At 40.1% G+C, this 18233-nt stretch carries 16 protein-coding genes; 6 read left to right on the top strand and 10 right to left on the bottom strand.

Annotated features, from left to right (window positions below):
- Positions 1–171 precede the first annotated feature (171 nt).
- Genes H4J61_RS01280 through H4J61_RS01270 form a run of 3 tightly spaced genes read right to left on the bottom strand, consistent with a single transcriptional unit; the run spans position 172 to position 4499 of the window.
- A complete protein-coding gene (locus tag H4J61_RS01280) occupies positions 172–1380 on the bottom strand; it encodes an efflux RND transporter periplasmic adaptor subunit (protein WP_182182956.1) in 1209 nt (402 codons plus the stop codon).
- A 4-nt stretch (positions 1381–1384) separates the two neighbouring features.
- On the bottom strand, positions 1385–3748 hold the full coding sequence (locus H4J61_RS01275; protein ID WP_182182954.1) for an ABC transporter permease: 2364 nt from the start codon (positions 3746–3748) through the stop codon (positions 1385–1387).
- A gap of 7 nt (positions 3749–3755) precedes the next feature.
- A complete protein-coding gene (locus tag H4J61_RS01270; protein ID WP_182182952.1) occupies positions 3756–4499 on the bottom strand; it encodes an ABC transporter ATP-binding protein in 744 nt (247 codons plus the stop codon).
- Positions 4500–4937: 438 nt separating this feature from the next.
- Here H4J61_RS01270 and H4J61_RS01265 point away from each other — a divergent pair, with 438 nt between their 5' ends.
- The 3 genes from H4J61_RS01265 (at position 4938) to H4J61_RS01255 (ending at position 9811) form a co-directional block, all read left to right on the top strand.
- Entirely contained in the window at positions 4938–6566 is a 1629-nt protein-coding gene (locus tag H4J61_RS01265) for a GMC family oxidoreductase (RefSeq protein ID WP_182182949.1), read from the top strand.
- Between the two features lie 100 nt (positions 6567–6666).
- The gene (locus tag H4J61_RS01260; protein WP_220461161.1) at positions 6667–7179 is read left to right on the top strand and encodes a TlpA disulfide reductase family protein; all 513 of its coding nucleotides are present in this window, start codon (positions 6667–6669) and stop codon (positions 7177–7179) included.
- 436 nt (positions 7180–7615) lie between these two features.
- The gene (locus H4J61_RS01255) at positions 7616–9811 is read left to right on the top strand and encodes a M3 family metallopeptidase (RefSeq protein WP_182182947.1); all 2196 of its coding nucleotides are present in this window, start codon (positions 7616–7618) and stop codon (positions 9809–9811) included.
- 107 nt (positions 9812–9918) lie between these two features.
- On the opposite strand, the gene H4J61_RS01250 is transcribed toward H4J61_RS01255, so the two are convergent.
- The 6 genes from H4J61_RS01250 to H4J61_RS01225 all read right to left on the bottom strand — a co-directional run bounded on the left by H4J61_RS01250 (position 9919) and on the right by H4J61_RS01225 (position 14644).
- Complete coding sequence (locus H4J61_RS01250) at positions 9919–10356, bottom strand: DUF3010 family protein (protein WP_182135692.1); 438 nt, start codon at positions 10354–10356, stop codon at positions 9919–9921.
- 95 nt (positions 10357–10451) lie between these two features.
- The gene (locus H4J61_RS01245) at positions 10452–11216 is read right to left on the bottom strand and encodes a tRNA-uridine aminocarboxypropyltransferase (protein ID WP_182135691.1); all 765 of its coding nucleotides are present in this window, start codon (positions 11214–11216) and stop codon (positions 10452–10454) included.
- 120 nt (positions 11217–11336) lie between these two features.
- Complete coding sequence (locus H4J61_RS01240) at positions 11337–12149, bottom strand: DUF2884 family protein (RefSeq protein WP_182135690.1); 813 nt, start codon at positions 12147–12149, stop codon at positions 11337–11339.
- 224 nt (positions 12150–12373) lie between these two features.
- A complete protein-coding gene (zapE, locus tag H4J61_RS01235; RefSeq protein ID WP_182182944.1) occupies positions 12374–13528 on the bottom strand; it encodes a cell division protein ZapE in 1155 nt (384 codons plus the stop codon).
- A 96-nt stretch (positions 13529–13624) separates the two neighbouring features.
- The gene (locus H4J61_RS01230; RefSeq protein WP_077287100.1) at positions 13625–13834 is read right to left on the bottom strand and encodes a cold-shock protein; all 210 of its coding nucleotides are present in this window, start codon (positions 13832–13834) and stop codon (positions 13625–13627) included.
- A gap of 291 nt (positions 13835–14125) precedes the next feature.
- Complete coding sequence (locus H4J61_RS01225) at positions 14126–14644, bottom strand: RNA methyltransferase (protein WP_182182942.1); 519 nt, start codon at positions 14642–14644, stop codon at positions 14126–14128.
- A 192-nt stretch (positions 14645–14836) separates the two neighbouring features.
- Here H4J61_RS01225 and H4J61_RS01220 point away from each other — a divergent pair, with 192 nt between their 5' ends.
- From H4J61_RS01220 to H4J61_RS01210, 3 genes are all read left to right on the top strand, one after another.
- Positions 14837–15451, top strand: a complete 615-nt coding sequence (locus H4J61_RS01220; protein WP_182135687.1) for a hypothetical protein — start codon at positions 14837–14839, stop codon at positions 15449–15451.
- A gap of 206 nt (positions 15452–15657) precedes the next feature.
- Positions 15658–16323 carry a signal peptidase I gene (gene lepB, locus H4J61_RS01215; RefSeq protein ID WP_182135686.1) on the top strand — a complete coding sequence of 222 codons (666 nt, stop codon included), beginning with the start codon at positions 15658–15660 and terminating at the stop codon, positions 16321–16323.
- Between the two features lie 275 nt (positions 16324–16598).
- On the top strand, positions 16599–17375 hold the full coding sequence (locus H4J61_RS01210) for a peptidylprolyl isomerase (RefSeq protein WP_182182939.1): 777 nt from the start codon (positions 16599–16601) through the stop codon (positions 17373–17375).
- A 392-nt stretch (positions 17376–17767) separates the two neighbouring features.
- Here the strand turns inward: H4J61_RS01210 and arfB are convergent, their stop codons facing one another.
- The gene (gene arfB / locus H4J61_RS01205) at positions 17768–18184 is read right to left on the bottom strand and encodes an alternative ribosome rescue aminoacyl-tRNA hydrolase ArfB (RefSeq protein ID WP_182135684.1); all 417 of its coding nucleotides are present in this window, start codon (positions 18182–18184) and stop codon (positions 17768–17770) included.
- Positions 18185–18233 lie beyond the last annotated feature (49 nt).

Here is an 18233-nt window from a genome sequence, read left to right as displayed (position 1 = left end):
AGTTAAATCAAGTTAAGTGAAGTGAAGTGAAGTGAAGTGAAGTGAAGCTAACTTGATTTAATATCGCTCGAAAAAGCTAAACATTTGTTTAGCTTTTTTTGGCCGTTATTTGGCCATTATTTAGTAAGGCTACAGGGGCTTGAAACTGTGGCTGGAAACACAGTCGTTGTGTTATTCAAATGAGCGTACTTTTACACGCTTACCGTCGTCCACTTCATCACTCGGATGATTGATAACCCGTTCACCATCATTTACGCCCTCAAGAATCTGGGCAATTAAACCGTTACGCTGACCGATTTTAACTTCCCGTCTTACCGCCAGATCACGCTCAATAATAAACACTGCCCAGCCCCCTTTATATCTAAATAAGCTGCTCGCCGGTATTTGCAGTACATTTTCCTGCTGCCATAAAATAAAATTTGCCTCAACTCGATAACCATCTCCCAGTTGATTCCAAAGCTGAGCCTCAGAAACAAAATCAGAAATAATCAGCACGCGTTGCTCTTCAACCCCAAGTGCTGACGCTTTGGTAAAGCCAACCGGTTCAACTATTCGAACCTGTCCCTCTAAAGGTTTGTCGCCGCCCCAGCGATCAAACAAAACCTTCATGCCAGATTTTATTTTCACCGCATCGGCGGAAAGTACATCCACCTCTATTTCCAGAGCTGAAGGGTTGCCTACTTCTAGCAATGGCTCACCAGTACGCACGGGACCTTCACATTCACGAACAACTTTAAGAATCTTTCCATTAATCGGCGATCGAACATTTACTCGCTCTGCCGGCTCTCCACTGTCAGCGGCAGCTGAGTATTGTAGAGCAGTGCCCGCAGCTTCCAGTTCATATTTAGCCACTTCGACACTAAAATTGGCTGAACGTTTTGCCGCCGCCGTCATTTGTGCCTGGGTTTGTGCCTTATCAAAGGCTTCACGTGAAATCAAAGCCTGTGCCATTAATGATTGCAGCCGTGTTAATTCATTACTGGCTAATTGTGCCGACGCAGATGCTGCATTTGCCTGTTCTTGCGCAGCATGTAAAGCCGATTTTGCGGCGGCTACTTGAGCCTGAGCTTGGGCACGGCTGCGCGGATCTAGCACCTGTGATTGTAATGGCGTAATCCCTAACAATACCTGCCCTTGCTTAACCGTATCACCGACCTTTAATTGTTGACGACAGGTTACGCCATCAACAGACGCTGATATCAGGTAACGATCAATCAACCGGGTACGGCCCTCCTCTTCAATGCTTACCGTCATAGGTGCGTACCTTGCCGCTATGCCTTCAACCATAATGGGCTGTGGCCAGAAACCCCAAATCAATAATCCGGTGGTTAAGGCAACAATAAAGCATATCAATGGATGTTTTTTTAACAGAGCAAGCATCTGTTTACTCCTTAGTTTTAAGTACGGCCACCATATCTAGGTGTGCCAGATTACGCCAAATCATCAATGCAGAAATGACAGAAGAGCCAATCACCACCAGCGCAGCAAAAGCATAAACTTTCAAACCAAGCACCAGCGGAATACGATATAAGTCAGAATCAAACTGAAACGCAAGGTATGCACACAAACCATAACCAATCATGATTCCCAGCGGAATAGCGATGAGTGTTAATACCGCCATTTCACCCAGAAGAATATAAGCAACCTCTGAGCGATGAAATCCCAACACGCGCAAACTGGCCAGTTCTCGGTTTCGCTCAGATAGTGCAATGCGCATACTGTTGTAAACCACACCAAATGCTATGCTTCCACCTAACAAAGTGGTGATATAAGTAAAAAATAAAATAGTTTCATCCATCGTTTCGTAAAAAGATTTAATCGCCGATTCCTGCTCAACTACGCCGGCTATGCGTGGCGCACCTTTAAGCTCTGCGTAAACATCAGACTGATGTAACCTATCAACTTTTAACCAAGCAGCGGAAATAACATGGCCTTCATTTAGCAGGCGATTTAATGAGTTTAACTGCATATAACCATTTAGACCCAGATACTCTTTCGCCAGACCAACCACGGGTACTTGCACCACAGGACGATCACCTTCCAGCACTTCTATGGTCAGCATATCGCCGACCTTCATATGCATTATTTTTGCTAGGTAATCGGTGAGTATGATGCCCTCAGGCGGTAAATCAATCACTTTGAGGCGCGTATCAAGCAAACGCATCAGACTGCCATCAGGCGCTATTCCTTGCACAGAAGTTCTATACGAGCGATGTTCAAAGCGCAATTTTGCCGTAACGACTCGAAAACCTTCAACATGCTCTACACCCCGTAAACTCTGTAGTGAATAAAGTGAACGCTGAGATGTTGGCTCGGTAAATATTGCTGTTAGGTCGCTGCGCTGACTCATACCAAACTGCACCTCGACCATGTGCTTAATAGCCCCCTCTTGAAAACCGCCAACCATCATAGTGCCGCAGGCCATGCTAATACCCAATATAGTCATTAATGATTTTAAGGGCCGGCGCTCAATGTGACGAAAAATCATTCGCGTAGGTTGTGAAAACCAGCGCTGTAAGCCCAGCTTTTCAATCAGGGTTGTATGATACATTGCCGGGGGCTCGGGACGCATTGCCTGTGCCGGTGGTAAACTGGCTGCACTAGATACCGCATACAGAGTGCCCACCATGGCGACACCGATACTAATTAACACCGCCGCAATAATAACCTCGGTTTTTAGTACATAAATCATAAATGGTAGGCTATAGAAGGTCATGTAAATATTACTCATACCCTTGCCCATCCAAATACCAAAACCTATTCCTGCAATAATGCCAATAGCGGTGATCATTAATATTAATTTTGTGTAATGCAAACCAACAGCAAAGTTGCTATAACCGAAGGCCTTAAGTCCAGCAATCTGTTCACGCTGTAAACTGATCAGTCGACTCGTGACAACATTTAAAAGAAATGCTGCTACGCCCAAAAAGATCATCGGAAAGATGGTGGCTATGGTTTTTTGTTGTTTAAGCTCCTCAGTCAAAAAACGATTAGACAACTGGTCTTTGCGCGCGTATGCGCCTATGCCGCCATAGGGTTTTAACAATTCATCAAGCCGGTCTATTACATCTTGTTCATTACCCTCTTTACTCAGGGTAAGCGTGACATCGTTAAATGCCCCGTCCATATCATAGGCACTTGCCAGCGGCTTACGTGCCATCCATAAAACACCGTATCGATAATAATCAGGAAACATTGCACCAGGCGCAATCTGGTAAATATATTCAGGTGATAGCACATGCCCGACTACATTCAGCACTTTTCGCCGACCATTTATTGTTGCTGCTAGTTTATCACCGGGTTGTAGATCATGGGCACGGGCAAACTCTTCACTGAGTAACACTTCATTATCACGACCGGCCTCAAGTAAACGCCCTTTACGTAAGTAAGTCTGATTTAAAAGACCGGCACTGTTAGCATTTAATGACAGTAAATGACCACTGACCGGATCCTTAAAACCTTCTACATCAAGATTCACATAAGCTAGTACCCGAGTTTCAACCTTATCAACACCGGGAATTTCCTGAATACGTTTTACCAGTGATAAGGGCGCACGCTTTAGCGAAGCAAACACATCGGCAAAATGGTGATTGCGGTAATAATTTTCACGGGTTTCAAACAAGGAATCGAGTGTGCTTAATGACATAATAAAAATGCTCACTCCACCAACAATTACCATAATAATTGCTAGGGCTTGCATCCGCATAGCCCAAAGTTCGCGCCATAATTTTATATCGATAGCTTTCATATCGAGATCACCACGTCAACGCATCAGGTTTTAATCGAGTTTCATTTTTATAGACCTTACTGATTAAACCGTCAGTTAAATGAATCACGCGATCAGCCATTTGAGCAATGCCGGCATTGTGGGTAATGACCACCGTGGTTGTCCCTAACGCCTGATTAACTCGTTGCAAAGCCTGCAACACCACAATACCGGTTTTAGAATCTAACGCGCCTGTGGGTTCATCACATAACAAGACATCCGGATTTTTCGCAATAGCACGTGCAATGGCAACGCGCTGTTGCTCACCGCCAGAAAGTTGGGCAGGGAAATGATCAAGCCTACTCTCTAGACCAACCAGTTTTAATGCTTCTTCTGGCTTCATCGGCGACTTGGCAATGTCTGTGACTACGGCAACGTTCTCACGTGCTGTTAGGCTAGGAATTAAATTGTAAAACTGAAAAACAAAGCCGACATGAAAACGTCGATACTCTGTTAGCTCTCTTTCAGTGGCTCGTGTAAGATCACGCTCACCGTAAAACACATGGCCTTCTGTTGGAATATCTAGACCGCCAAGAATATTAAGTAGGGTTGATTTGCCACTGCCCGAGGCCCCCAACAATACGGTAAATTCTCCTCGATGCAGATCGATATCAACACCGCGTAAAGCTCGCACCTGCATTTCACCCATCTGATACACTTTGGTCACTTCGTGCACATGAAATACCACATTCTCTTCCAATGTTTCATGTCGATATTGTGAGTCAGATGACATACAGCTTCTCCCTTAGGTAAACGATAGCGTAACAACATGAAACGGGATCAGATAATACTGGCTTGAAAAGCGCTAAAAGTGACTTTATTCATGACATTATCTTCATCATAAATATTGATATTATGATGATAGCGACCAACAGCCAATATAGACTAATCCATAATGATAGCTCACCCGATGACAGTATTTTTGTTCACTGATTGCAAAGCTATATTTTTAGATTTCAACTGACTTAACTCAGTTAAACAACAAGTAATGTGTGAGTGCTTATATTGTAAATTTAAGCCCATTCTTGGGTTATAGCCATTTCATACAAATCTAGATTAATGATGAGAGAAAAAAATAGCGCTTAAGCAAAATAGTTGAATAAATAATTATTTTATATCATAGTGGTCCGACGTGTTGAAAAATAATAAAAGCAACTTTTAAGGTAGCCGTGTGAAGACATTTGATTTTGTAATAATTGGGGGTGGTTCAGCGGGTTGCGTATTAGCTGATAAATTATCAGCCAGTGGCGAACATAGTGTTTGCCTATTAGAGGCAGGTAAAGCCGATAAGAACTGGTTGATCCATCTGCCCATCGGCATTATTGCCCTGTTACAAAATCGCAGCTTAAATTGGCAATTTAACTCTCAGCAAGAAAAAAACCTGAATAATCGAGAAATTTTTACACCACGAGGTAAAACCCTAGGTGGCAGTAGCTCAATTAACGCCATGCTCTACGTCAGAGGACAACAAAATGATTATGACCATTGGCACCGTTTAGGTAACTCAGGCTGGAGCTTTAATGACGTTCTACCCTACTTTAAAGCCCTTCAACATCAAGAACGTGGGCTGGATGATTTTCATGGTATTAACGGTGCACTTAATGTAGCCGATTCAGTCTCTAAACCCGCTATTAATGAAAACTTCATGCGATCAGCCATAGCGGCAGGTTATCCTGAAAATCATGATTTTAATGGCCCGTCTCAAGAAGGCATTGGCTACTATCAGGTCACGCAAAAAAATGGCTTAAGACACAGTGCCGCAAAAGCCTTTTTAACGCCCAATTTACACCGTAAAAATTTAACGGTTATTACCCAAACACAAGTCGAAAAAGTAGTCATTCATGATGGGATTGCTACAGGTGTTAAGTATAAACATCGCGGCAAAGTTCAACAGATCATGGCGAACCACGAAGTTATCCTCAGTGCCGGTGCGATCAACTCGCCACAAATTTTAATGCTTTCTGGTGTCGGACCTAAGGCAGAATTAGCAAAGCATGATATTGCGCTTGTACAAGCACTCGAAGGTGTAGGTAAAAATTTGCAAGATCATGTCGATGTCCTCAACGTCGCCCAACATAATGTAAGCCAAGTAATGGCGCTTCGTCCGAAATCAATTTGGTGGGGCGCAAAAGAAACATTAAAATTCATCATTAAGCGAACCGGCCTGTTGACCACGGTTATTGCCGAAACCGGTGGTTTTATCAAATCAGATCCAACCTTGGAGCAACCCGATTTACAGCTGCACTTTGTGCCCGCTGCCATGGACGATCACGGCAGAAATCTTAAACTGCTCTTTACCTACGGCATATCCTTGCATGTATGCTTGCTTAGGCCAAAAAGCCGCGGCACAGTGACACTTAACAGCAATAAAATTACTCAGCATCCACGTATTCACATGAATATGTTAGATCATCAAGATGATATTGATACTATGGTAAAAGGTGTGAAAATTGCTAGGAAAATATTATCAACAGCACCCTTATCTCTAACACATGTTAAACATATATTCCCAAGTGAAGATTGCACTACAGATCAAGACATTCACCAGTTTCTAAAAGAAAAATGCAATACTATTTACCACCCTGTCGGTACCTGTAAAATGGGCCAAGATGAGTTGTCGGTAGTTGACGAACAGTTAAAGGTCAAAGGCATTAAGCAACTGCGAGTCGTTGACGCGTCAATTATGCCAACGCTAATTAGTGGCAACACCAATGCGCCAACCATGATGATTGCGGCAAAAGCAGCAGATATGATTTTGGCTGAACATGCATTAGCCCAAGATAAAGTTAAGGTTAACTAGCCGGATTAACCTCAATAATAAAAATAAATAAACTTTTTTGCAACGAGATACTGGTTTGTGTGGTCAATTTAAATAACTAATCACTTAATGAGTATCTGGTTTGATTTATTTACTAACTTTAAGCAAAAAATTATTCACGGCCACTTTGCTAGTATTGCTATTTTTCACCCTAAATGCCAATGCTGCAGAAACCACTGTTGCGCCACAAGCACCGGCTTGGCAACTTAAAACACAATATGGTGACACTATTTCTTCCGCGCAATTTGACGGACAAGCGACTATTTTACATTTTTGGGCTACCTGGTGTCCCTATTGCAAAGTACTACAGCCAAAACTAGTCGAGCTTGAAAAAAAATATCAACAGCAAGGTGTTAAGCTTGTTGCTATTAGCTTTAATGAAGATGACGGCGTACTACCACAAGATGAGTTAGCCGCTCGAGGCTATAGTTTTCCTACTGCCGTTCATGGCGATGAAGTCGCAAGTCTTTATGGGGTAAGCGGCACACCAACAACTTTTTTCATTAACAAGCACAAGCAAGTGATATTTAAATATACCAGCGCTGATACCTCAGATCCACGGCTTGAGCTTGCGGTTCAAGCGATAGTTAAATAAGCCATTAACTCAACTTAATCATACACTTTCTTTGACACTTTCGTTTTTGCTTTGGCTTGTGAGTCAAAATAAAAATTGTTAAAAATAGCAATAACTTACTAGTTTAATCTTATAGCATCTCCCTTTAGCTAACGCCAAATCGGCTTTATTTAGATAAGACAAGCTTGATGACTTCAAAATGAAAACGCTCTGAAATCACTTTATCTGCGGCTAATTATTTAGTAGAGCATTTAGCCTTTTTAAATTAAGCCCTAAAAGTATATTTGACCGCCAATAACGCACCACTCATCGAATTTTTCTCTGATGGCCTTGTACCTATGGCGAGTGCAACATAGAATCGATACTAGCTTCATTGTGATATAAAATGACTCATACCATGCTATCGCTCTGAATAAACCTTATTAGCCCTCTGGATATAAACTTAAAAGGTCATTTAATGAAAACTCGTTATCTCGCACCATTGGCCATTGCAATCGCATTAGCCGGTTGTCAGCCAAACACAACGCCCCCTGACGTTGTGAAAATAGAGCAAGCAGAAAATACAGCAAACAATCCATTTTTTTCTGAGTACGCGACACCGCATGGTATTCCACCCTTTGATAAAATTAAAAAGAGTGATTACTTACCCGCATTTAATCATGGCATTGCAAAGAAAAAGCTTGAAATAGAGGCTATTACAAAAGATAAATCGCTGCCAACATTTGAAAATACTATTGTTGCGATGGAAAAGTCAGGCAATTTTTTAACTAAAGTAAGTAATACCTTCTACGGTTTAATCGGCTCAATGTCAGATGAAGAAATGCGCGCCATTGCCAAAGAAATGTCACCTAAACTATCAGCCTTAGCTGATGATATAGCGCTGAACCATGCTTTATTTGTACGGGTAAAAGAAGTTTATGATAATCAAATAATATTTGATTTACGTACAGATCAAAAGCGTCTACTAGAAACAACCTATAAGAGCTTTGTTCGAGGTGGTGCAAACCTTAACGATGTTGATAAGTTAACCTTACGTGACTTAAATGAAAAGTTAAGTGCTTTAAGCCTAAATTTTGGTGAGAATCTACTAGCAGAAACTAACAATTTTGAAATGGTCATTAATAATAAAGCCGATCTTGATGGTTTACCTGCTGATATTATTGCTGCCGCTAGCGAAACCGCAACAGCGCGTGGCCACGAAGGCAAGTGGGTATTTACCACCCATCGCCCAAGTAAAAATCCATTTTTAACCTATTCAAACAACCGTGAACTACGTGAAACTATCTATAAAGGATATACCCTGCGTGGTAATAACGACAACGCCAATAACAACCAAGCCATTGCTAGTGAAATTGCTAGCTTGCGTTATCAAAAGGCGCAGTTATTAGGTTATAAAACTCATGCCCATTTTGTCCTTGAAAATGCCACGGCAAAAACCCCTGAAAATGTTTTTGAATTATTAAATAAAGTTTGGCCTGCCGCATTAGAACGTGCGAAAGAAGAAACCGCTGATATCCAAAAAATGATTGACGCACAAGGTGATAACTTTACAGTGGCGGCATGGGATTGGTGGTACTACGCGGAAAAAATCCGTAAACAACGCTTTGACATTGACGCCGCAGAAACCAAACCTTACTTCTCATTAGAAGCAACGCTACAAGGGGTTTTCTTTACGGCAGAAAAACTTTGGGGTGTTACCTTTAAAGAGCGTGATGATTTACCTAAATACCACCCAGAAGTGCGTACCTTTGAAGTGCATGATCGTGACGGCAGCTATGTCGGCGTCTACATGACAGATCACTACGTACGAGAAAGCAAACGTGGCGGTGCTTGGATGAGCAGTTTCCGTAAGCAATATCGTATGAATGGCGAAGAAGTCACGCCCATTATTTACAATGTATTAAATTACCCTCGCCCCATTGGTGATAAACCAACACTATTAACCTTTGATCAAGCATCAACTTTATTCCATGAATTTGGTCATGCGATTCAAGGTTTATTATCTGATGGTTATTACCGCTCTCAAACCGGTACCTCACTACCAAGAGATTATGTTGAATACCCTTCACAAGTTATGGAGAACTGGATGACAGAGCCAGAAGTATTAGCAAATTTTGCTAAACACTACCAAACAGGTGAAGTGATCCCTCAAGCCCTTGTTGAAAAAATTCAAGCTTCAGGCAAGTTTAATCAGGGTTTTGGTACCACTGAATATTTAGCCGCCGCATTATTGGATATGAGCTGGCATTCATTAGAAACAGCTGAGATACAAGATGCTAATAGTTTTGAACAAAACGTTTTAAAAGAAATGGGTTTAATTGAACAAATCGCGCCAAGATATAAAACAGGTTATTATTCACATATCTTCGCCGGTGGTTATTCAGCCGGTTATTACGGTTATATCTGGTCAAATATCTATGACGCTGACACTTGGTTAGCCTTTAAAGAAAATGGCATATTCGATCAAGAAACGGCTGAATTATATCGCAAGCACGTACTAGAAAGTGGTGGAACAGACGATCCAACAGTCATGTACCGTCGTTTCAGAGGTAAAGACCCAACAGTAGAACCTTTACTTGAACGTCGCGGTTTAAGCAGTAAAGAACCAACCGTAGAACTTTTACATGAACATAGTGGTTTAATCAGTAAGTAACTTCTCTGAGTAAAGGATTTTACTGAGTAAACAAAAAAGGGTCGCTATTTAGCGACCCTTTTTATTTACTTAACTTATCAACTAACTAAGCATGATTACACTTGGTATTATTGCAAATACAAGCTGCCTTCGAAAAAGCCAAAAACAGTTTCAAAAGCACCTTCTTGATACTGTTTTAAACCCGTATCACGAAAATCAATATCCACTTGGCTACGTGTTAGTGCCTTTTTGATAAAACTACTTGGCAGTATTTCAACCGGTAAATCTTTAATAAGTTGAATCGCTGCTTCTAATTTAAAACCAACCGGTCCGCCAGCAAACTTGCCTTTTAAACCACGGCCTTTAATCACCACTTTTTCAACTTTGTAGTCTTCCATCAGTTTGGCAAAAGCAAACTGAAACTCTTGTACTTGCGCAGCATCGCCTGCGTCAACAAGACTAATTTTTTGTACGCGCGTATTTGGTATGTCGTACAACCCATTTTCCCGCGACATGATACAAATAATTGCATCGTTACCTTTTAACTCAACACCACATATCTTCATAAATTAACCTCGTTACTATAATGTGCATTATTATAAAATAGTTTTGCTTTAGCTGCAGTGTTTTCATGCATTTAAAGTTAAGCTTTTAAAAGTAGTTATACATCTTTTGCCAAAGTGATGCCATTAAGCTGAGCGAACTCGGTGTAATCTGAGACCGCATTAGGATTCGCTTTATTGACTTGGCAAACACCGCGCTGGTATTGATAACTAAAAACATCAAACCAGAGATCAAGTAAATCTGCATTGGTTTGCTCCCCGACTAAAGACAAAACCTGGGCGGCAACTTCAGCGGTTGCTAATTCAGTATTATTGGCCGCTAAGCGAATTTGATAACGAGAACTTAACTCTGTTGAGTTTTCAGGTGTTTTTGGTGTAAATGACACTACCGGTAGATGTTGTAAATAAGGACTGCGGCGAAACATTTTTTTAGCTTCTCGCCAACAGCCATCTAGCATAATAAATAAGGGCCTTTTACCCGATGTAACCGTGATTTTATTATCAAAAATTTCACGATCTTCGCCGACATATGCTTTAGGAAAAACGATCATAGGTTGCCACATAGGATCATTTAACAAGGTAATAATATCTGGGTTTACTTGTGTTCTTGACCAAAGAAATGCAAAACTGTCGGGGATCAAATCAGCAATTAACTTACCGGTATTACTCGGTTTTAAAACCTCAGTGTCATACATCAACAACAAAAATCCAGCCTGAGAACTTACCTTAGGCGACAAGTCACAAATACAAAATGGTTTGGCTAATCGACATAACTCACAACGAATAACTCGCTGACCTCGTGATTTATAAGTGGTGGTACTTAGGCTTTTACGATATTGATGAAGTTGCTGTACAGCGTGCATAAAGAATATATCAGGACTATTTAGGCCGCTACTTTAACGTGCATGTAGGATATTGGCAATAAAAAAGCGCAGCTCAAATTGAGCAGCGCTTTATGTCCACAAGTTGACTAATTTTACAGGCTACATGAGTTTAGCATTCGCTACGCTGTGTTTTGCGCTAGCGGTGATCAAATCAAAGTCGGCAATTTCGTCGATACTTTCTTTCAATTGCTCTTCCATTTTATCTATCACTATAATGGATCGGCATAAAGCTTCACCGCGCTTTTCTAGCCCTGCACTACGCGTTTTCATTTCATGCTCTATTAGCTCGCCAAAATTCTCCATTTTGCTTTCAAAAGCCTTCATATCGCCACCTGAAAACAGCATTTCTTGGCCAACCGCAATCATTAAACTGCCTAAAGCGCTTTTAATCGTACTTTCTACGGCTGATTCAATTCTTTGCTCAAAATTTTCACCAAAAAAATCTTTTCCGGAGAAACCTTCTTCGTCGATATAGAAATTTTCATGTTGAGTAAATTCAGCATCAACTTCACCACGAATGGTGGTTAATTGGCTAGTTAACTCAGCGCTCGCCTGGTTTCCTTCACCTAACAATTCGTTAAAGGCTAGATTAACGCCATCAATGGCTAAATCAATAGCATCTAAGGCGATGCTTCTCACTTCTGGTACAAGATTGCGTATATGAGTTGAATAATCGCGTAATAAAGATTCTTGGTGAGCTGTTAAAGCAATTTTTTCGCCGTTTATCAGCAAAGTGTCATTTTCAGTGATGCTATACAGTGGTGATTTATCTTTAGAAAAAGTAATTTCTTGAGCATTGATATTAATGCCACCATTTAAGTCAAGATTACATGATTCACTAGAAAAAGAATTATCGTGTCCATAACTTGCTGAGCTTGCCATAATGAGAGCGGTAGCAATCAATGTTTTCATATTAATCTTCCTTTAAAAATTAAGTTTCTAGAGCGATAGTCGTGTCAGAAAACCACTTGTTAACGCTATTGATTACAAGACTGATGCCAACATTAAAACTTGTTTAATATCAAATAATAAGAAGAGACTCTTTATTTTAATAAAAAGATAATAAACTATAATTTAGTGAAAAAAATAATTTTTTGGTTAATTTAACAAGCTTTAAACTCACCAGAAAAAACACTCTAGGCGTAACTTAGACGCTGCATTTCAAACAGTCTTGATCTACAGCGGGCAAATTCAAAGTTAAGTTGAGTGCCCTGATAAAGCTCAGCAATATCGACCTCAGCGGCAATAATTAAGCGCACACCTCTGTCGTAGAATTCATCGACTAGTGCGATAAAACGTCGCGCTTCATCATCGAGACCTCTGAGTTGCCCCATCAGCACACCACTTCGTTGGTAACCGTCTTCAACACCGGAGAAAACGGCAGGAATTAATGCGCCATTAAATTGTGGCACATTACTGATCAGCACGGTGTCATAGTTATCGGCTAACTTAATATAATCTCTTTGGCTTCTTGGGGTTGAGCAAAGTGCCATAAAATCAAACCAAATGATATCTGCAGTACAAGCTAAAAAATTAACTGCCCTGCTATGAATAATAATACTGTCATTATAGCGAATATTGCTTTTAGCGAGCGCTGCAAAGTGGTGAGTTAAGAAGTTACTCTCAGTTTCAGTGCCAATATAAAAGTCTCGATAGTTAAGTGTGGCTATATTAGTGTCTAACATTCGATGATCTTTTGGTCCATCAATAGAGATAACCTGGCAATACTGGTGAATAATATCAATAGTTGGTAGAAATCTAGCGCGTTGTAGGCCATTTTTGTATAACTGATCGGGTGGGCAATTTGACGTTGCCACTAGGATAATACCCTGCGATAGCATAGCTTCTAGTAAGCCCGCCAATAGCATGGCATCCGCAATATCATTAACAAAGAACTCGTCAAAACAAAGCACATCAACTTCTTCAGACCAAGTTTTTGCAATCAATGCTAGCGGATTGTCTTTACCACTAAAATCATTCAACAGCTGGTGCACACTTTCCATAAAATGATGAAAGTGAATACGTCTTTTGCGTGTTAAATTAAGTTGTTGATAAAATAAGTCCATCAACATAGTTTTTCCACGACCAACTCGGCCATGAAAATAGATCCCCTGAATGGGTTCATGCTTGGTAAATAAGTTTTTTATGACGGCAAGTAGTGGTGTTTGAGCTTGGGCAGATATTAATTTTTGCGAAAGTTTATCCAAAGCAAGGGCGGCTTTGTATTGTTCAACATCGAGGTTAAGTGTTTCATGCTCAACAAGTTGTTGATATTGCTTTATTACTGACATAAATTTACTTACAGGCACAAAAAAGGGCAGACATATGTCTCCCCTTTTTCAACACTATTAATATTTCAGCTAGCGTAGCCAGCTAAAGAGTATTAATTAAAGTGCTACGATGTTCTCAGCTTGAGGACCTTTCTGACCTTGAGTAACAGTAAACTGTACTTTTTGGCCTTCAGCAAGAGTTTTAAAACCGTCGCCAGAGATTGCAGAAAAATGTGCGAAAACGTCTGGACCAGACTCTTGCTCGATGAAACCAAAGCCTTTAGACTCGTTAAACCATTTTACTGTACCAGTAGTTGTATTAGACATTGTATTATCCTATTTATTCGTAATTGATGCCTTAAAATAAGGCGGTGTTGCAGGAAGTGTTGCTATTAATTATTAAACAGGACGAGCTACTTACTAATATAACTTCGAAACTTTGTACATAAATATAGGTCTTACTTTCTAGCTGGGCGTATTCTAACTGTTTCCCGACAAGAGTCAACCTCTTTTAGATAAAAAATCATTTAATTTATAAAAACTCATAAAAAACACTTTTATTCGATGATTAAACAATAGTTGGTGATATAGAAACTAAACTTTTTTCTGTCTGCAGCATCAATTAACTGGCACTTTTACTGTGTTATTGGTGTCTCGGCTGCTTTTAATTAACTCATCACCCGCCAGCATGTCTTTTGATTTTGCTAATCGGTCGTAAAGCAAAACATTAACACTGGCGGCTAAGTTCATGCACCCGATTGTTGGTACATATACGACTGCATAGGCGCTATTAATAACCTCTTGCGCTATCGTGCCATCTTCTGGGCCAAAAATATAAAACGCATTTTCTGGGTGCTCAAATTCAGGTAATGCTATCGCGCCTTCAACTAAATCAACACAAACGATACGTTGTCCTGGCGTTAAATTATCAATTAAAGATTCAACCGCATTCAAAGGGATTTTGCGTGATGCATCTTTTGTGTCTGTATGAAACTTTGCAGCCTTTGCATATCGTACACCGGTATAACGCACTTCATTAGCTTGATAACAACCTGCGGCACGCATCACAGCACCAACATTTGACGGACTTTTAGGGTCTGTTAGTCCAATAACAACATTTTCAGTTTTTAACTTCATTTATACAGCACTCAAAATTTAACACGCTTATTAAGACAATTTTGCGCTGCAAGCGATAAGACTACAAGAAAATTTTTTACCATATGAGTGCCTTAGTTTTTGTATTACAGCACTTTTACAGCTACCTATTAGCCATTTATCTGATAGCATCACATGTTAATATTTAAAACTCAGTCAATTTAGGTGTATTTAATGAAAGCAAAAATAAATATTGTAAAACTAATACTTTCTAGCAGTCTTTTTTACTTTGCCCATTCAGCCGCAGCGCTTGAAGCCCCCTTGGTTTCTATCGAAACACATGATAACTTTTTTAACAGTATTAAAGCTCATTGTGGCAAAGCTTTTCAAGGTCAGGTAACAATAGATAATGCTAGCGGTGATGGCTTTGCCAACAAAGATCTTATTATGCATGTCAGAAATTGCTCAGACGAAAAGCTAGAAATTCCTTTCCACGTGGGTGAAGATGCCTCACGGACTTGGATTATCACTAAAACAGGTTCGGGTTTATCATTAAAACATGATCACCGTCACCAAGATGGTAGTTATGACGAAAGCACTATGTATGGTGGCCAAACAGTAGACGCTGGTTGGTCACAAGTGCAATCGTTCCCCGCTGATGAATATTCAAAGCAGTTATTTGTCAAAACAGGTATCCCACAGTCAGTCGGTAATACTTGGCAAATGTTTATCTACCCTGAAAAGTTCAGCTACCGGTTAATTCGTCAGGGTCGTGAGTTTCGTGTTGATTTTGACCTAAGCACACCGATAACTCCACCTGATGCACCTTGGGGTTATAGTGACGATTAGCTTATAAAACCCTAGCCAAAGTAAAGTAAAGTAAATTAAATAGACATAAAGAATTACATTTTATAAAGCTTATACCTAGCTTTACTCAGGAACTTTAAAATAACGATTTAGTCGAAAGATAAATCGTTATTTTTATGCCTGATTTTGAGGCCTAGGAATAAGCTAACTGCCACATACTAACCAGCTATTAATTCTAAGGAAAGATCATGAAAAAAAGTATTTCTCACCTCTGGAAAGAAAATAAATCTTTATTATTGTTTGTCAGTTTAATGCTAGTTTTTCGCAGTGCGGTTGCTGACTGGAATGATGTGCCAACAGGGTCAATGAAACCGACCATTGTCGAAGGTGATCGCATTTTAATTAACAAAATGGCCTATGACTTAAGACTACCCTTTAGCCAATATTCGCTAATAACGTTAGCCGAGCCATTACGCAATGACATTGTCATTTTTGAGTCTGATGTCGCTGATAAACGTCTTGTGAAACGTATTATAGGCATTCCAGGCGACACAGTAGCGCTGCATAACAATCAATTGGTTATTAATCAAAAATCAGCTCAATACACACTGATAGCCAACAACCGTGATTTTACCTTAAGTGAAGAATATATCGCGGGTAATAGTCATCTAATACGCACTCAGCTTAAGCCTGGGCATTCTAAAAATTATCCGTTAGAAAGTTTTCAAACGATAACTATTCCTAAAGACTATTACCTTGTTATGGGCGACAATCGTGATAACAGCGCAGACTCTCGTGTGATAGGTTTAGTGCCACGTAATGAAATTATTGGCCGTTCAACTATGGTGGTTTTTTCATTAAATTACAAAAATTATTTGATGCCACGCAATGAACGCTTTTTTAAGGTCATTTAGTACCATCAGCTTAATTTCGTTAGCTTAATACCGCTAGATTAGTACCGCTAACTTAGTACCGCTAACTTAGTACCGGCAATGACGAGACTAATAATAAATGCTGAGGAATAAGAAAAACACTACTCAGCCTATTTTCATCCTGACTATATAACAGCTTAAATTTACTAAGCAGTGTCTGTCAACATAGGCGAAACGCGGCTTTATCTTGTTGTTTTCTTTAAAGCCTATTATTATCGCTACACTTTGTAACATGTTAAGCAGTAAGTAGTTAATCTATGTCTTTTTCAAACCTATCAAAAATAGCAATCGCATCGCTGATCATTGCTAGTGCTTCAACCTCTGCCACCATAGTGGAATTTACCACTTCACAAGGTAGCTCTAAAAGTAGTTTTAAAGTTAACCTGCACGATGAAACAACGCCAGAAACAGTGGCTAACTTCCTAAAATATGTCAATGATGGTGACTACAACAACACGGTTGTGCATCGTGTTGAGCCTGGATTTGTTATGCAAGCTGGCGGTTTTGCGTTTACTGGCACCCTGCCATTGAGTCCGATTGCTACAGATAGTGCTATTAAGAATGAGCCCGTTTATTCAAATGTTCGTGGCACTATTGCCATGGCCAAAGTGTCAGGCAACGAAAATAGCGCGACTAGTCAATGGTTTGTGAATTTATCTAATAATAGTGCCGGCTCTGCAGCATTAGATACTCAAAATGGTGGTTTTACTGTTTTCGGTGAAGTCATTGCCGGTATGGAAAACATTGATATTATTGCTGGTATATCTAGATGTAACTCAACCCCAATGCCAGACTATAGTGCTGATAACTGCGCAAATAACTTTGTTCCAGGTGTCGAAAATTTCGTGACCATTGAAAGCGTGATCATATTTGATGCAAACGTTAATAGTGCTGATAGCTTAGCCGCAGTTAAAAACACCTCATTAACTGTTACAGCACCTGCACCAACAAATTCAAGTAGCGGCGGAGGCTCTATTGCTTGGATTAGCTTACTTTTCACCGGTTTAATCGCCTTAAGAAGACGCGTTAAATAATCACAGCAGTAGTAGGGCAATGGCATTAAAAATTAACAGGTACATACTACATACCTAGTTAATCCTTTAATTCTCAATAACTTTATTTAACTAAATTTTATCGCGTCTTTGAACTCATGACAGCACTCGTGGTGATTTTTAATTAGCGTTAAGATGGCAAACCCTACTCATTATCTTTCTTTCTCATTGTTTTCTCCCTATAAAAAACAAAAAATCACAGGGAGAAAAGCAGGAGAACTACAGGAGGAGAAGCACGGAAAAAATTAACTTAACACTTCTTTTAACTTACTGACAGCTAAAGGCTTGTCTTTAAACGCCCCTAAATCCCCCTCATTCTGTTCTCATTGTCTCCTCCCTGTAAAAAAATAATTCACAGAAAGAAAAGCAGGAAGTTACTGATGGTCTACTTTTCCACGCAACACTTTATTAGAACCCGTTTTTTTCTTTGCATCTAATCGTCTGAGCTTTGAGCCTTTTGTGGGTTTAGTCGGCCGTCTAGTTTTTTTCACCACCATGGCAGATAAAATCAGCTCTTTCAGACGTTTTAACGCATCGTCTTTATTCATTGGTTGTGTTCTAAATGATTGCGCTTTAATAATGATAATGCCATCACTTGATATGCGACTATCTGATAGTTTCAGCAGTCTGGCTTTGTATATGGCAGGTAATGTTGAACGCTTAATATCGAAACGCAAGTGTATCGCTGTTTCGACCTTATTGACTCTTTGGCCTCCGTTCCCAGTCGCCCTTATACCGGTCAGTTCAATCTCCCAGTCGGCAATGATTACTGCACTTGATATTTCTAGCATGATTTACCTTGGAAAATTAGCGATGAGGTGCATCGTTTATTAACCCTTT

The organism is Colwellia sp. MB3u-4, assembly GCF_014077065.1.
Lineage (GTDB): Bacteria > Pseudomonadota > Gammaproteobacteria > Enterobacterales > Alteromonadaceae > Cognaticolwellia.
Note: the sequence above shows the minus strand (reverse complement) of the source record. Positions and strands in the feature narration are given on the sequence as shown.

Bases quoted from the DNA above. Each gene is read 5' to 3' on its own strand.
- H4J61_RS01280 (WP_182182956.1), bottom strand. From the start codon at position 1,380: ATGCTTGCTCTGTTAAAAAAACATCCATTGATATGCTTTATTGTTGCC.
- H4J61_RS01275 (WP_182182954.1), bottom strand. From the start codon at position 3,748: ATGAAAGCTATCGATATAAAATTATGGCGCGAACTTTGGGCTATGCGG.
- H4J61_RS01270 (WP_182182952.1), bottom strand. From the start codon at position 4,499: ATGTCATCTGACTCACAATATCGACATGAAACATTGGAAGAGAATGTG.
- H4J61_RS01255 (WP_182182947.1), top strand. From the start codon at position 7,616: ATGAAAACTCGTTATCTCGCACCATTGGCCATTGCAATCGCATTAGCC.
- H4J61_RS01250 (WP_182135692.1), bottom strand. From the start codon at position 10,356: ATGAAGATATGTGGTGTTGAGTTAAAAGGTAACGATGCAATTATTTGT.
- H4J61_RS01245 (WP_182135691.1), bottom strand. From the start codon at position 11,216: ATGCACGCTGTACAGCAACTTCATCAATATCGTAAAAGCCTAAGTACC.
- H4J61_RS01240 (WP_182135690.1), bottom strand. From the start codon at position 12,149: ATGAAAACATTGATTGCTACCGCTCTCATTATGGCAAGCTCAGCAAGT.
- zapE (WP_182182944.1), bottom strand. From the start codon at position 13,528: ATGTCAGTAATAAAGCAATATCAACAACTTGTTGAGCATGAAACACTT.
- H4J61_RS01230 (WP_077287100.1), bottom strand. From the start codon at position 13,834: ATGTCTAATACAACTACTGGTACAGTAAAATGGTTTAACGAGTCTAAA.
- H4J61_RS01225 (WP_182182942.1), bottom strand. From the start codon at position 14,644: ATGAAGTTAAAAACTGAAAATGTTGTTATTGGACTAACAGACCCTAAA.
- H4J61_RS01220 (WP_182135687.1), top strand. From the start codon at position 14,837: ATGAAAGCAAAAATAAATATTGTAAAACTAATACTTTCTAGCAGTCTT.
- lepB (WP_182135686.1), top strand. From the start codon at position 15,658: ATGAAAAAAAGTATTTCTCACCTCTGGAAAGAAAATAAATCTTTATTA.
- H4J61_RS01210 (WP_182182939.1), top strand. From the start codon at position 16,599: ATGTCTTTTTCAAACCTATCAAAAATAGCAATCGCATCGCTGATCATT.
- arfB (WP_182135684.1), bottom strand. From the start codon at position 18,184: ATGCTAGAAATATCAAGTGCAGTAATCATTGCCGACTGGGAGATTGAA.